12 protein-coding genes and 2 pseudogenes are annotated in these 14883 nt (G+C 59.6%); 6 read left to right on the top strand and 8 right to left on the bottom strand.

Going from position 1 to position 14883, the window contains the following annotated elements:
* The first annotated feature begins 661 nt into the window (after positions 1-661).
* Positions 662-1957 (top strand): annotated as a pseudogene (gene istA / locus IVB45_RS05600) (IS21 family transposase).
* Positions 1957-2349: an ATP-binding protein gene (locus tag IVB45_RS05595; protein ID WP_346015323.1), complete on the top strand. Its 393-nt coding sequence runs from the start codon at positions 1957-1959 to the stop codon at positions 2347-2349. Before istA ends, IVB45_RS05595 begins: the two are co-directional and overlap by 1 nt.
* 495 nt (positions 2350-2844) lie before the next feature.
* Here the strand turns inward: IVB45_RS05595 and IVB45_RS05585 are convergent, their stop codons facing one another.
* The 3 genes and pseudogenes from IVB45_RS05585 to panB all read right to left on the bottom strand — a co-directional run bounded on the left by IVB45_RS05585 (position 2845) and on the right by panB (position 5436).
* Positions 2845-3228, bottom strand: a complete 384-nt coding sequence (locus tag IVB45_RS05585) for a transposase (protein WP_247363213.1) — start codon at positions 3226-3228, stop codon at positions 2845-2847.
* Between the two features lie 454 nt (positions 3229-3682).
* Positions 3683-4548, bottom strand: a pseudogene (gene panC, locus IVB45_RS05580) (pantoate--beta-alanine ligase).
* A 15-nt stretch (positions 4549-4563) separates the two neighbouring features.
* Positions 4564-5436 carry a 3-methyl-2-oxobutanoate hydroxymethyltransferase gene (gene panB / locus IVB45_RS05575; protein ID WP_247363215.1) on the bottom strand — a complete coding sequence of 291 codons (873 nt, stop codon included), beginning with the start codon at positions 5434-5436 and terminating at the stop codon, positions 4564-4566.
* A gap of 1236 nt (positions 5437-6672) precedes the next feature.
* Here panB and IVB45_RS05570 point away from each other — a divergent pair.
* From IVB45_RS05570 to IVB45_RS05560, 3 genes are read left to right on the top strand one after another with little or no spacing between them, the layout of a single operon-like run.
* Positions 6673-7017 (top strand): transposase, encoded by a 345-nt coding sequence (locus tag IVB45_RS05570; RefSeq protein ID WP_188106852.1) that lies wholly within the window; start codon positions 6673-6675, stop codon positions 7015-7017.
* Entirely contained in the window at positions 7014-7361 is a 348-nt protein-coding gene (gene tnpB, locus IVB45_RS05565; protein ID WP_082758020.1) for an IS66 family insertion sequence element accessory protein TnpB, read from the top strand. Before IVB45_RS05570 ends, tnpB begins: the two co-directional genes overlap by 4 nt.
* Positions 7362-7405: 44 nt before the next feature.
* Positions 7406-9142, top strand: a complete 1737-nt coding sequence (locus IVB45_RS05560; RefSeq protein WP_247360894.1) for an IS66 family transposase — start codon at positions 7406-7408, stop codon at positions 9140-9142.
* 352 nt (positions 9143-9494) lie between these two features.
* On the opposite strand, the gene IVB45_RS05555 is transcribed toward IVB45_RS05560, so the two are convergent.
* The 5 genes from IVB45_RS05555 to bioB form a co-directional block, all read right to left on the bottom strand.
* The gene (locus tag IVB45_RS05555) at positions 9495-10760 is read right to left on the bottom strand and encodes an adenosylmethionine--8-amino-7-oxononanoate transaminase (protein WP_247361412.1); all 1266 of its coding nucleotides are present in this window, start codon (positions 10758-10760) and stop codon (positions 9495-9497) included.
* A complete protein-coding gene (gene bioD / locus IVB45_RS05550; protein WP_247361414.1) occupies positions 10757-11395 on the bottom strand; it encodes a dethiobiotin synthase in 639 nt (212 codons plus the stop codon). Before bioD ends, IVB45_RS05555 begins: the two co-directional genes overlap by 4 nt.
* Positions 11392-12543 carry an 8-amino-7-oxononanoate synthase gene (locus IVB45_RS05545; protein ID WP_247361416.1) on the bottom strand — a complete coding sequence of 384 codons (1152 nt, stop codon included), beginning with the start codon at positions 12541-12543 and terminating at the stop codon, positions 11392-11394. The genes bioD and IVB45_RS05545 overlap by 4 nt, the downstream gene beginning before the upstream one ends.
* A gap of 83 nt (positions 12544-12626) precedes the next feature.
* A complete protein-coding gene (panD, locus tag IVB45_RS05540) occupies positions 12627-12980 on the bottom strand; it encodes an aspartate 1-decarboxylase (RefSeq protein ID WP_247361418.1) in 354 nt (117 codons plus the stop codon).
* The gene (gene bioB, locus IVB45_RS05535) at positions 12965-14026 is read right to left on the bottom strand and encodes a biotin synthase BioB (RefSeq protein WP_247361420.1); all 1062 of its coding nucleotides are present in this window, start codon (positions 14024-14026) and stop codon (positions 12965-12967) included. The genes panD and bioB overlap by 16 nt, the downstream gene beginning before the upstream one ends.
* A gap of 114 nt (positions 14027-14140) precedes the next feature.
* On the opposite strand from bioB, the gene IVB45_RS05530 reads away from it, so the two are divergent.
* The gene (locus IVB45_RS05530; protein WP_247361422.1) at positions 14141-14773 is read left to right on the top strand and encodes a GntR family transcriptional regulator; all 633 of its coding nucleotides are present in this window, start codon (positions 14141-14143) and stop codon (positions 14771-14773) included.
* Positions 14774-14883 lie beyond the last annotated feature (110 nt).

Genomic DNA, 14883 nt, shown 5'->3' with positions numbered 1-14883 from the left:
CAAACTCCGTCTCTCGTCGGCCAATTGATCGCCCTACTTGTGTTCGCCGCGCAAAATGAACTCTTTCTCATGCCGGCGCATCATCAGCATCAACATCGTAAGGCGCTCCTGGTCAGCTCTAAAAGCCGTTGCTCGACAGTATGTACGGCGTTGCGCAGCTTTCCCTGAAATCCTCATCCTCGTCTAAGCGGAGGTTCCGCTGAGCCGAGAGCACGGGCAGCGACGTCACAAATGCTTCTCAAATCCGCGAGCTGACGCTCATGACTCTCCGCATACCTCGTTACTAACGTTTCACTGGGGTTGCGGAGGAAATCGCTCGCGATTTGCGTGACTCCAGGAAGCTTCGTGACAGAGATGCGACATGCGCTTTGAATTGGCTGCTATCCGTCCAAGCGCTCTGGACCAGGCTCGCATAGTTGAAGGCGGCCGCACAGATCGTCCCCGTGACAACGACCCCGGAGATTCCGAGCAATGCGATCTGGTAGCGCAATCCGACGTGGACTTTCAATTGTTCGCGAAATCTGGTCGAAATCTGGCGCATCTTAATCCTCGAGCGAGTTTGTGCCCGGGGCGCAGTCCTGGTTTGTCGGGCGACATGGAAAATTGCCCCCCGACGACACGAGGAATTGACCCCCTCGGGACACCGTCAGGACGGTGGGTTATGCAGCGACTCAGTTCAGGTCCTCTGCGGTTCAAAGATCCGCGGAGGGAGGCCATGCTGGCCCCGGACGAGGTTTCGGCGATACTCCGGCTCCACGAGCTGGGGTGGGGTAGTAAACGGATTGTCCGGGAGCTCGGGATTAGCCGCAACACGGTGAAGAACTACCTGGCGGCCGGCAGCTGGACGCCCTATTGGCAGCCGCACCACAAAAGGGCGCTCGATGGCCAGGAGATCTGGCTCAAGGAGCGCCTGCGGCAGCAGCAGGGCAAGCTGACGTGATCCGCCAGGAGCTGCAAGCCGAGAAAGGCATCATCGTCAGCCTGCGCACAGTGGAACGTGCGGTGCAGCGCTATCGCCGAGAGCTTGCGGCGGAAGCGCGCGCCACGGTGCGGTTCGAGACGCCGCCGGGCAAACAGTTGCAAATCAATTTTGGCGAGCGGCTGGTCGAGATCGGCGGCAGCAAGGTTCGCGCTACCTGTTCGTCGCCACATTGGGCTCCTCGCGCCGGCACCATGTCAGAGCATTCCGCAACGAACGGCAAGAGAGCTGGTTCGATGACCTGGAAGGCGCCTTCTTGAAGTTCGGTGGCGTGCCCGAAGAAGTGCTGTTCGATAATGCACGTGCTTTGGTCGTGGAGCACCATGCCGCGACGCGCACCGTCGTGTTCAACGACAAGCTGACTGCGTATGCCAAGCAATGGGGATTCCGGCCGCGGGCTTGCGCGCCATATCGAGCCCGGACCAAGGGCAAGACGGAGAACGGCGTTGGCTCGTCAAACGGAATGCGATCGCTGGTCGCGCCTTCCCGAGCTGCGAAACCCTAAAAGCGCATCTTGAGGCTTGAACACGGGAGGTCGACGATCGGCGCCAGCATGGCACCACTGGCGAGCCACCGATTGAGCGGTTCAGACTCAGCGAGGCTCCTGCGCTGAAACCCATCGCCGGGAGGCCGCCCTTGCAGGCCGCACGTGAACTGATCCGGCGCGTCCAGGCCGACCGCGCGGTCGAGATAGACGGCAACGCCTACTCTGTGCCATGGCGGCTAATCGGCGGGACGGTGAGAGCGAGGATCGCCGATAGCGTGGTGCGCATCCACCACGAGATCCATGATGTGGCCGTTCATCCGAACTGTGTCGGTCGGCGCGGTCGCGTCGTTGACCCTACACACTTTGAGGGCCTGACTGGCTTTAAACCAAGCCGTGCTGCCGAGCTCGGGTTATCGCCTGTCGCGCCGCCGTCCCCGACGCTGCTGCGGCCGCTCGGCGAGTACGAAGCGATTGTGGTAGGGGGCTTCTGATGCGAGCCATTGTTCCCAACCGCCTGAGCGATATGTTGACGCGCCTGAAACTAACGGCTGTCCGCGACCAGCTGGATGGGTTGTTGGATGAAGCCGGCCGACAAGAGCTGAGTCTACGCGAGACCCTGGTGCTGCTGTGTGAGCGCGAGATCGCCCGCAAGGATGAGCGGCGCATCGAGATGACGCTAAAACTTGCTCGCTTCTCGTTCGTTCGCGATCTGTCGGGCTTCGACTTCTCGGCCCGCCGTCGCTGGATCCCAAGCAGATACGCAAGGTTGCGAGCGCTCGCTGGATCGCCAATGGCGAGAACGTGTTGCTGCTTGGACCACCTGGCGTTTGGCAAGCCGCATTGGACGGCGAACCAGCGGTCAAAGGCCCCCGTTGCTGCCTGAGCGCTTCGCGGAAGATCATCGCGCCGGCCTGGGGTGCTCGCCGGATGCGTACGTTCAAAGGGCAGATATCCGAGGTCATCGATGATCAGGAGCTTTGGCTTGGCAAATTGCGCCAGTCGTGGTGGCTGCGACGAACTGAACGGAATGCCCAACCAGGATCGCTTCGCGCCCAAGAGCGACCGCAAGGGCGCGGCGTTCATCCTCATCACGCCGTCAACAACCGGCGGCCACTTGAAGGCGCTGCCCTCAAGCCGCTTCCAATACAGCACAAGGCCACTGCCATCCCAGACCACGATCTTCACCCGGTCAGCGCGGTTCGCACGGAAGACCACCGCCACGCCCGTCATCGGATCGGGGCCTAGAGTCTCCTTCGCCAACAGCGCCAGGCCATCCGCGCCTTTCCTAAAGTCTACAGGTCGGGTCGCAACGTAAATCATGAGGCCAGCGGGAGCCGTCAGCATGATCGTGTCCGTCGCAACGCGAAAAATACGTCACTCAGCACGGCAAGCGCCCGGGCGTTCCGCGCACCTCCACTCGTGCACCCGGGAGCTCAACCGTAACAATGGCGGCTTCCAACGATCCAGAGGGCTCCGTAGCTGCCGGTAGCAATGATTCCGATATTAAAGGCACGAATGATAGTGTATCCGCCGAAGCCGGCAGCACCAGTTCACCTAATCGCGCCCGGCGCCGCCAGTCATGCACCTGCTGGGGCCGGCAGCCATGGCGACGTGCGATATCTGTGACAATCGCGCCTGGCTCAAGGCTTTCCGCGACAATCTGGGCGTTCAAATCATCCGGCCACTGCTTCCGGCCCACTCCAGCATACACTTCGACACGCGGAGACAGCGGTCGTCTTATGTCGTCCGAATGGTCGTCCATTGTGAGCACCCTTGCAGACGAACACTCTTCTAGCGGCGCTACAAGACGGCGCACAAACAATCTGAAGGGCCTCAGCACCTACCATCAATTGAAGGGTTACCGCGCGAGACGACCTCGACGAGGCAGACTACGTCACGATCCCGAGCGCGGAGGGACGTTACCGAACTGGACTCTGACCCAACTAGCCCGCGCACTGCTCGGCGACTAGATGAAGCGGCATTTTTGCGCCAAGTGACACGCTCTAGCTATTTTGCATGACGATTTGACAACAGCGTCATCGTCGTCTGAGACGGTCGGTTGATGCTTCTGCCATAACGTTCCGCCAAGTCCAGCAGCCTTGTTCTAATGAACGGTCTGCCTTGTCCGCCAGCTCGCGAATGATCTGGGCCCGGTCCATCAAAAACTGCTCGTTCACGAAGATACCTACCAACTGCAAATTTCAATATTCCGAGCGTCAGGCGCCGAGCCTCCGTTTCCCGTCCGGAGTAGGCGAGGACAGTATCACGTTATCGATTAACCGCGTTGAGCCGACATAGGCGCCGCACAGAGCGCCGCTGGGCGCTGCAGCGGGCTCTCGGCGGCCCTAAGCGTATGAGGATCAACGAGCTGAAGGTACTGCAGTCGATCAACGCTGCTCAACTGCTCCTTCGCAATCGCAATCAGCTTTTCCACGTCGCGCTCTCCGGAGCGAAACTTGCCTGCTGCAGCGAGGAGCCCGCGGCTGATAGTAACGGCCCGTCGGCGTTCTTCCTCGCTGAGATATCGATTGCGACTGCTCATTGCCAGCCCGTCCGGTTCCCGAACGGTTGGTATGGTCACGATGTCGACCGGAAGGTCCAGATCAACGGTCATGGACGTACGACCGCGCATTGCTGAAAGTCCTTCTGTCCAAAAAACGCAAGTTCGGGCTGCACCATGTTGAAAAGCTTACAAACGACGGTCGCGACGCCGCGAAAATGTCCGGGCCTGTACGCACCGCACAACGGCGTAGCGAGGTCGCCTGGTTCGACGAAGGTCTCAAATGTTGTTGGATAGACCTCCCGTGCGCCTGGCGCGAAGAGGATCGCGACGCCAGCGCTACGGCACAGTTGTTCATCACGAATAAAGTCCCGCGGATACGTACTGAGATCCTCGTTCGGTTCAAACTGAGTGGGATTGACGAAGATGCTTACGACCGTGATATCGCTTCGCGTCCGGCTCGCCTGGACCAAGGCTAGGTGCCCTTCGTGGAGATATCCCATCGTCGGCACCAAGCCGACGCGTTTGCCCTCCTTTCGAAGCCTTTGCGAGAGCGTGACGCAACTCGGCGACCCTGGTGATTGCTTGAGCTTTGCATCAGTTTGAGTTGGAAGGCGTCCAGTTTGTGATCGCATCATTGAGTCCCTCGGGAAGTCCATAGGACTCTTCTGACGCGGGAAAAGCACCATTACGCACATCGGCGGCCCAGTGCGCCAGCGCGTCCTGCAACAGCTGGAAACCAGTTGAATAGGCACGAACGAATTTTGGGCGATGACCTTCGGTCAACCCCAAAACGTCATGGAACACGAGCACTTGTCCAGAGCAACTGGCCCCCGCCCCGATCCCGATCGTTGGTATGCTCAGCGATTCAGTCGCTCGTGCAGCCAGTTCGGCCGGAATGCCTTCCAGGACGAGAGCAAAGCAGCCCGCCTCCTGCAGACGCTGCGCATCATCAAGCAGGCGCAAAGCATCATCGGCTTTCCGGCCCTGCACCTTGAACCCGCCCATGATATTGACGCTCTGGGGGGTGAGACCGAGATGACCCATGACAGGAATTTCGCAGTCGACCAAGGCACGTATCATTTCGACACGCTTGGCACCACCCTCGAGTTTGACAGCATCAGCGCCACGCTGGAGGAAGCCTCCGGCGTTCCGGATTGTCTCCTCGGCACCGAGGTGAAAGCTGAGAAAGGGCATATCGGCCACGAGCAAGGCGCGGGGCTTTGTGCGCGCAACAGCGTCTAAGTGATGGTTCATCATGGCCATACTGACAGGCAGCGTGTTGTCGAGTCCGAGGCACACGTTCCCCACGCTGTCCCCAACAAGAATGACGTCGACGATCGGATCGGCGATCCGTGCCGTCACCGCGTCGTAAGCGGTGGTCATTACGAGTCGACGTCCCTCCTGCCTCCAACGCTGTAGAACTGGAAGCGTGACACGTTTAACGGGCCGCTCCGAAATGTAGCTCATCCTACCTCCCGATCATCAGCCAACCCTTACCCCCTGGAGTTAGCGCTTCCTAGTGAAACCGACTGAGCGCCGTCAATAGCGAGTGGAAGAAAGAAACGTACCTCTCCCCTACCGCAAACAGACGCAAAAAACCTCCAATGATCGCGCGATCATCGAACGCGGCCTTTCAAGCCGCCCTTTCCCCGTGCGAGCGCGAGCCTGCTCTACGTGCATCTTAGCCAACCTACTTGAGGCGATGGGGTGCCTCAGCGGTGGACGCCGCGCTGGCCCGCGGGCGCTGTGTCGATCCAGGCGCCCGCGACCGCTGCGCCGGCCTGAAACCAGCACGAAGCGGCGATCAGCAAGGCCGCAAGTCCAAGAGAACCGGCATTTCTGGTGTCAATCGTCGGCCACGTCGTAAGCAAAGGCAAGGTTGAGTGATAACGTCGATAGCAATTGTAGCCACAAAATCCCCTTCGCGTTACCACATCGCGCAGGTAAGCCGGACCTAAGGACCGAGCGCATTTGGCGCAGGTTCGATCGCCGCACGGTGTCCTCTGATTGGCGAGCACGAACTTCATTGGGTGGATCCTCCAGTGCGCTCCGATCGGTCTGAGATCTTGTCTCCGTGTCACCTTTCCATCACTTTGCGCATCGCCAGCGTTGCATTTGAGCTAAGGCAACCTGAGAAGACCGCTTAGGCATGATTTTCCATGCACGTCGCTTCAAATTCTGTGTGGCCCTCGGTGGCGTGTGCCAGCCCGCGCGCAACCCGAAGCCATCGGTGATCGGCCTGCCGGCGCGCATTGAAGCGGTCGACGCATTTCTTGGAGCAACGGGCTGTTCGCCACCAGTAGTGTCGGCCCGAATTTAACGCCAGATACGGCGCAGCATTTTGCTGGACCGCGGTGCGAACGTGAGAGCTGTTTCGCATTCTCGCCTCCTATAGGGGATTTCCTGCTTCGCCCCCTGCCATTTCTCATCGCGTGTTCTGAACAAACGGAGGCTCTGCGCCTCGTTGCCGATGTAGGACCTCGCAATCCGCGCTATGTGGATACAGGTTACGGCGCGGCGGTGGCATGCTGAGCAACGTCAGGCGATCTCTTTCGCAGAGAATCGCGCCAATCACGACTTCCGGGCGACTGCTATCGTACTTACCGCCGGTATTGAGTACGCCCACGATGAAGGCCGCCTTGTTCTGAGAGGCGGATTGAGCACTCATAAGCACGTGTTTAAGAGCGAGCTTAAGAGCGATTGATGGGTCAGATTTCGGTGCTGACGGGGCCGGAACGCCGGCGGCGTTGGAGCGAGGATGAGCGGTGCCGGATCGTTGCGGAGGCCTTTGCGCCGGGATCGTGTGTGGCGCAGGTTGCGCGGGATCACGATATTTCAACGGGGCTGATTTACACCTGGCGGCGTCGGCTTCGCCAGGACCTTGCTGACCAGGGCTTTGTGGAAGCGGCGATGGAAGCGGAGCCGATCAAGGAAGCGGCACCGTCCGGTGAAGTGATCGTGGTGGAATTGACGGGGAGCGGACGGATCAGGATTTGCGGGTCGGCGCCGCCCTTGCTGGTGTCGGCGGTGTTGAAGGCGCTGCGATGATTCCGATCCCCTCTGGCGTGCGGGTATGGCTGGCGACGGGCCATACCGATATGCGGCGCGGCTTTCCGAGCCTGGCTTTGCAGGTGCAGGAGGTCTTGAAGCATGACCCACTGGGGGGTCATTTGTTTTGCTTCAGGGGGCGCCGTTCAGATCTGATAAAAATCATCTGGCACGATTCTCAGGGAGCGTGCCTGTTTACAAAAAGACTCGAAAGAGGAAGATTCATCTGGCCTTCGGCTGCCGGTGAAGCCGTGACGATCTCTCCGGCGCAGCTTTCTTACCTGCTATCTGGGATCGACTGGCGGAATCCTCAAGAAACTTTGCGTCCAACGCGAGTTGGATAGCATTCTGCGATTGAACCTACCGGGAAATCTGATTCACTGGCTTCATGAGTTTGAAGCCGGATGACCTTCCTTCGGATCTCGCCAGCGCCCAGGCGGCGCTGTTGATCGAACGTGAGGCGTTGCGGGCTGAACGCGACGCGCGGCTGAGGGTCGAGGTCGAACGCGATGCGGCCGCGGCGAAGGTCAGCCGGATACAGGCCGAAGCCATCAATTGGCAAGCCGAAGCGGCGAACGCGCGGGCGAAGCTGTCGGACAATGAGGCGCTGATCGCGCATCTCGAGCTGCGGATCGAGAAGCTCAAACGCGAACTGTACGGGCCGCGTTCCGAGCGCACGGCGCGGCTGATCGAGCAGTTGGAATTGGAACTTGAAGAACTCGTCACCACGGCGAGCGAGGATGAGCTCGCCGCGCAGGCCGCGGCGGCAAAGGCGCAGAGCGTACGCGCCTTCACGCGCAAGCGGCCGGTGCGCAAGCCATGGCCGGATGACATCGAACGCGAGCGCGTCGTCATTGAGGCTCCAACGACCTGCGCCTGCTGCGGTGGATCGCGGCTGGCGAAGATCGGTGAGGATGTGACCAAGACGCTGGAGGAGATCCCGCGCCGCTTCAAGCTGATCGAGACGGTACGCGAGAAGTTCACCTGCCGCGATTGCGAGAAGATCAGCCAGCCGCCCGCGCCGTTCCATGCCACGCCGCGCGGCTTCATCGGCCCACAATTGCTGGCGACGATCCTGTTCGACAAGTTCGGCATGCATATCCCGCTCAACCGCCAGAGCGCGCGCTTTAAGGCCGAGGGGATCGACCTGCCGTTGTCGACACTGGCCGACCAGGTCGGCCACGGGACCTTTGCCGTCATGGCGCTCTTCCACCTGATCGAACGCCATGTACTCGCGGCCGAGCGCCTGCATGGCGACGACACCACCATCCGTATCCTGGCGAAGGGCAAGTGCACGACCGGGCGGATCTGGACTTATGTGCGGGATGACCGGCCCTTTGCCGGGCCTGCGCCGCCGGCGGCGGTCTATTACGCCTCGAGCGACCGACGAGGCGAGCACCCCCAGAAGCATCTGGCCGCCTTCGCCGGTATCCTGCAAGCCGATTGCTACAACGGCTTCGAGCCGCTGTTCGACCCGCAAAAGAAAGCGATGCCGATCACACCGGCGTTTTGCCTGGCCCATGCGCGGCGGGGCTTCTTCGAGCTGGCTGACATCGAGAAAAATGCTCGGGAAGGTAAGAAGGGCAAACCGGTCTCTCCGATCGCGCTGGAGGCGGTCAGACGCCTCGATGCGTTGTTCGAGATCGAGCGCGCTATCAATGGCTGCGGCGCCGACGAGCGGCGCGCCGTGCGCCAGGAAAAGAGCAAGCCGCTTCTCGAGGACATGCACGCCTGGTTGCTGCGTGAGCGCGAAACCCTCTCGCGCTCCTCCGAGGTCCTGAAGCCTATGAACTACATGCTCAGGCGCTGGGACGACTTCGCCCGCTTCCTCGACGATGGCAGGATCTGCTTGACCAACAATTGCGCTGAGCGCGCATTGAGGGGCATCGCATTGGGAAGGCGCAACTGGACCTTCGCCGGCAGCCAGCGTGGCGCCGACCGTGCCGCCATCATGCTGACGATGATCACGACCTGTCGCCTCAACGACGTCGATCCCAAGGCCTGGCTCGCCGACGTCCTCGCCCGTATCGCCGATCTTCCCGCGTCGCGTCTGCACGAACTGCTGCCCTGGGAATGGAAGCTCCTGCGCCAAGCCGACAAGCCCGCCGGTCAGCAGGCCGCCTGACCTTCACGCAACGCCATCATAGAGCTCGCCGTGCCCGCGCGCATGCGTCAATCAGGCGGTCCTCGTCGTATGCGTACGGTATTGACAGGCCGGAACCAGCTGGGCTGAGTAATGGTATTCTCAGGCCGACAAAGAACCTGAACAGCAAAGCAAGCTTAAACGCACCTCCTCCAGCGGCGCCAATACCAATCACGGAGGAATTGATATCGGATTGGAATTGGTACACCGTCGGCGCGTGGCGATGCTCGGTCCATCGAAGGAACGCACAGGTTGTGCCTGGAAATGAGCCGAGGCTGACTATCGGAATGATCAGAGACTGAGCTCTCGGTGGCGCGCACGCGAGAGCGCCGCGTCAAGCAAGTGCATCGGCACCATCGCGGATCCCGACATAGATTTCATCAAGATCTGCCGCTGTCACGCAATAAGGTGGCATCACATAGATCGTATTTCCAAGCGGGCGTAGCAGCAGATTGCGGCTTTTAAAGAATGCTCCAAGTTTCGGGCCGATGTCCGCGAGATAGCCCGCATCGCTGGTTCTCAGATCGAGTGCCGTGATGGTGCCGGTCCGACGGACGTTTGCAAAGCGCGGATCGGTTCGAAATGTTTCAATTGCTTGCTCTTGCATTGTGGCCACCGACGCCACCCGCTCGCGATATTTTTGATCTTGCCAAAGATCCAGGTTTGCCTTCGCGGCGGCGCAGGCCACGGGGTTCGCAATATATGAGCTCGAGTGAAAGAACGTGCGAGTGCGATCCCTCGAATAGTGAGCATCAAAAATGTCTGATCGGCAGAGTGTCACCGCGAGTGGAAGCGCTCCTCCTGTGATTCCCTTCGAATAGCAGGCTATATCGGGCGTCACATCGGCTTGCTCGCAGGCGAACAATGTTCCAGTACGGCCCCAGCCCGTCATGACCTCGTCGGCAATGAAAAGAACGTCCGAAGCCTCGCAGATCCGCTTCATTTCTTTCAGCACCCAGGGTGGGTACATCAGCATCCCACCTGCCCCTAGTATCAGAGGCTCCACAATAAAGGCGGCGGGCATTTCGTGTCGGCACACCGACTCAAGTGCATCGAGCGTTGTCTGCTCATGACCCCTGGCAGGAAACGGGATCGAGGTCACATCGAAAAGTAATGGTCCGTACGCTGCGTTGAAGACCCCTCGGGCGCCGACCGACATCGACCCAACGGTGTCTCCGTGATAGGAGTGCTGCATTACGACAATGCGTATCCGTTGCTTGCCGATGTTATGCCAATAGCCGAGCGCCATCTTGAGGGCGACCTCCACGCTCGCGGAGCCACTGTCGGAAAAGAAGACGTGATCGAGCCCACGCGGCGCGCGTTTTAACAGCTCCGTGGCAACCTCCTCCGCCGGATCATGGGAGTACCCGGCGAAGATGATTTGAGTGAGCTTGGCCGCCTGTTCCTGAATAGCGCGCACAATGTGTGGATGGCAATGACCATGCGTCACGACCCACCAGGATGAGATTGCATCTATCATACGGCGACCATCCGCGGTGAAAAGATAAGCACCATCACCGCGCTTAATCCTTGTCATCTCGTCTTCGAGCGCGTGTTGCGTGAACGGATGCCAGATCGGCTGCTTGCTATTGGGCATCATGGATTCAAGAAATCGCCACGCACAAATGAGCGTTTGAATATTTTCTGCAGCGTATCGGCCGTAAGAGGCGCAATCCAGGGCAACCGCCCCAACGAGCGTACTCGCCCGATTTCGCAAATCGCGCCCTCGCTTTGAGGATTTCGTTCCCCAATAAACGCAATGCCGCGGATGCTGATATGCCGCTTTCGCAAAGCCTCTATTGAGAGCAGCGAGTGATTGACGGTGCCAAGTTCCGTGCTCGCGCAAAGCACGACGGGAAGGCTCCATCGCTCAAAGATATCAATGTAAAGCGTACCCCGATTCAGGGGCACCATGAGCCCGCCGGCACCCTCGATTACGAGCGGCCTCTCCCCGGAATCCGGCAGATGAAACGAATTCACGTTCATACGAACGCCATCGATTTCAGCCGAATGATGCGGCGACGCAGGGGTTCGAAGACGATAGAGCTCCGGCACAACACGATCGGGCGAGAGCCCGCCCAGCCGTGCGGCGGCCTCACTGTCCGTCTCTCCTTCGAGCCCGGCCTGAACCGGTTTCCAATAGTTCGCACCGAGAAGATGCGCTAGGCCTGCGGCAAAGACTGTCTTTCCAATCCCGGTATCGGTTCCGGTCACCACGATGCGCGGTCTTGTCAAGAGTTGAGCCTCGTCTCTTCGGCAAGAGCGTCGAGCATTGCTCGCACATCATCTTCCCCCACGTTGAGTGTCAGTGAAATGCGCAGGCGGGCCGTGCCAGCCGACACAGTCGGCGGCCGAATTCCGCGGATATCGAAGCTCCGGGCCTGCAATGCAGAGGCGAGCCGCATTGCGCGGGCATTCTCGCCAACGATATAGGGCACGATCTGTGAGTCCGAGGGAGTTTTGAGACCGCGCACGCGGATCTCCCGGTGCGTAAACGCGACCAGGTCGGCCAGACGCTTCTGCCGCTCGGGTTCCTCTTGCAGGATCAAGAGCGCCTCCCGCACGGCCACGGCCATCAATGGCGAAGGGGCGGTCGCAAAAATAAATGGACGGCAGCGATTGACCAGGAAGTCGCGCAGCGCTCGTACAGTAGTCACCAATGCCCCGGCAGCTCCCATAGCCTTGCCACAGGTATGAAGCACGAGGACATTCTCGCGCCTCTCATAAGGCGCCGTGAGTCCTCTTCCGCGCTCGCCGTAAACGCCTGTAGCGTGGGCCTCATCGACCATCAGGAACGCATCGTACTGATCGGCGATCACCACCAGGTCTTTCAGCGGCGCGAAATCGCCGTCCATACTGTAGACACTTTCAACGACGATCCAGACGCGGCCGACGCCGCCGTCTGTGCGCCACTCACGAATCGTGTCTTCGACGGATTGTGGATCGTTATGCTCGCTGATCCGCAACTCCGCCCGGCTGGCGCGCGCACCTTCATGAATACTTGCGTGCACGAGAGAGTCGAGAACAAGCAGATCGTCCCGCTGCGGCAGCGTGGTCAGGACGGCAACATTTGCGACATAACCACCACCAAAGAAGAGCGCCGTCTCTGCTCCAAAGAATTGAGCCGCCTCTGCTTCGAGAGCCTCATGTTCTTCGCAATTGCCGCGCAGAAGCCGGGAGCCGCCGGCGCCGACTGGCGTTCCGGCCTCAAGCGCAGCGCAGATCGCGTTTTTCATACGCGGCGCGCTCGCCAGCGCCAGATAATCGTTCGATGTAAAATCGATCCCACCGCGCGGCCCAAGGCCGCGGAGCCGATCGTCTTCTTTCAGCGCGTGCAGGGCCGCAACATAGCCGCCGACCTTGGCTGGGTGGTTTGGCTTCATTCCTCACCTGCATACTCAAATCGATCTCGTCAAAAGTCCTGATACCGGAGCGGTCAACTGCCCCAGCACTGCTTTGACAATTTTCAGTTGCGCAAGATGCGATTTTCTCGATCAACCAGCACAACGCGGGGCCTAAAGGTTTTGGCTTCAGTCTCATCAAACGAGGCATATGCAACGATAATGAGCTTGTCTCCGGGTATGGCGAGACGCGCAGCCGCGCCGTTCAGGCCTACAGTGCCGGACCCTTCGGGTGCCTCGATCGCGTAAGTGGCAAACCGTGCTCCGGTATCGACGTTGTAGATTTCGACGCGTTCATTGACCAGGACTCCAGCCGCTTCCAACAGCTTTCGATCAATTGAAATCGATCCTTCATAATGCAGGTCGGCCTCTGTGACCGAGGCCCGATGGATCTTGCCCTTCATCAACGTAATTCGCATTTTGGACCTAACCTGGAGTTTGCGTCGAGCGTGCTCGCCGACTGTTGTAGCCGGGCAAGCCCGGACGTGATGCCGAGCCGATTCAGCAAATTCATGTCTCGATCGGCATTCGCGTTTCTGGTGGTCAACAGCATATCGCCGATGAAGATCGAATTTGCGCCCGCCAAAAAGCTCAGCGCCTGGAGTTCATCAGTCATGTACTTCCGCCCGGCCGATAAGCGCACCACGCTCTTCGGCATCATGATCCGGGCCGTTGCGATCAATCGCAACAGCGCGATGGGATCCGGACGGTCCGCTGTATGATTGACGGGCACGCCCTTGACCTCGTTCCACACGTTGATCGGCACGCTTTCTGGATGTGAGGGCAGATTGGCGAGCAACACGAGCATGGCGAGGCGGTCCTCGACCCGCTCGCCCATGCCAACAATACCGCCACAGCAGACTTTGATGCCAGCCCGGCGTACATGTTCTAGAGTGTCGATGCGATCTTGCAGAACGCGGGTGGTGATGATCTTGCCGTAGAAATCCGGCGAGGTGTCGATATTGTGATTGTAGAAATCTAGCCCGGACTCGGACAGCCGCACTGCCTGCTTGGCTGTTAGCATGCCGAGCGTGACGCAGGTTTCCAATCCAAGATTTTTAACTGCGCTCACCATGGCAGAGACCCGATCGAGGTCCCGCTCTTTTGGGCTGCGCCAGGCCGCCGCCATGCAAAAGCGGGTTGCGCCCGCCTCCTTCGCGCGCTCCGCTTTGGCCACTACGTCTGCGCAATTCATGAGACGGGTTGCTTTCAAGCCGGTGTCATAGTGCGCGCTCTGCGAACAGTAGCTGCAGTCTTCCGGACACCCGCCTGTCTTGATGCTGAGGAGACTTGCGGCTTCAACGCGGTTTGGATCGGAATGCTCGCGATGAACACTCTGTGCCTGATACATCAGATCGGCAAAAGGAAGACCATAGAGCGCTTCGGCCTGAACGCGCGTCCAATCACTGCGAACTGCCGAGGCGCCACTCCGTCCGCTTCGTACCGTTTCAACACCACCGCTCATCGGGCACCTTGGCTCATCATAGATAATCGTGTGAACTATCCATAGTCATCGCTTTTGAATAAATGCTAGTCCAACTCGTCTGCGGATGCACCCGTTTTTTGCGATAGATAATCTATGATCACTGATGAGAGGACGACAATTGTAACACGCATTGCCGACTCGATCGGCGAACGCATTATCACCGGCGCACTGCTGCCAGGGGTCCCACTCCGACAAGATCACGTCGCGCGAGAGTTCAATTCCAGCCACGTCCCTGTGCGCGAAGCCTTTCGACAACTTGAAGGCCAATACCTTGTCGTGGCTCAGCCACGTCGCGGAGTACGTGTTGCACCGCTTGATGCCAAGTCCGTGAAGGAGATCGCCGAGATGCGCGCCGCCCTCGAAGTGGTCGCGCTGCGCAATTCGGCTCCAAAGCTCACCTCCGCAGATTTAGCACGGGTCGAGCTCGCCTTGATTGAAGGAGACAACGCCGAGACCATCGAGGAGTTCGAAAAGGCCAATCGCTTATTTCACCAAGCGCTGGTAGCCCCCTGCGGGATGCCGCGGCTGCTCGCCAGCCTCGATGGACTACAGCTTGCAAATTCAAGATTGGTCTTCGCGATGGCGCGGTCTGCAGGGTGGCGACCTCGGTCGAATCAGGATCACCGCCTGATTCTGCAAGCGCTGCGGGCGCGTAACCTCGATCAAGCTTGCAATCTGCTCGCGCGCCACATTCAAACGATTGAGCGCCTTGCATTTCTCGCCTGAGGACGAGGAAAGCGGTTTGACGAATTCCTTCGGACCGCTCGCCCGCAACAACGTCAAAGGCTCATGCTCCTGCCGCTCGACCGGGATATACGATCGAGCGTTGCAGTGAG

It is taken from the genome of Bradyrhizobium sp. 4, assembly GCF_023100905.1.
Lineage (GTDB): Bacteria > Pseudomonadota > Alphaproteobacteria > Rhizobiales > Xanthobacteraceae > Bradyrhizobium.
Note: the sequence above shows the minus strand (reverse complement) of the source record. Positions and strands in the feature narration are given on the sequence as shown.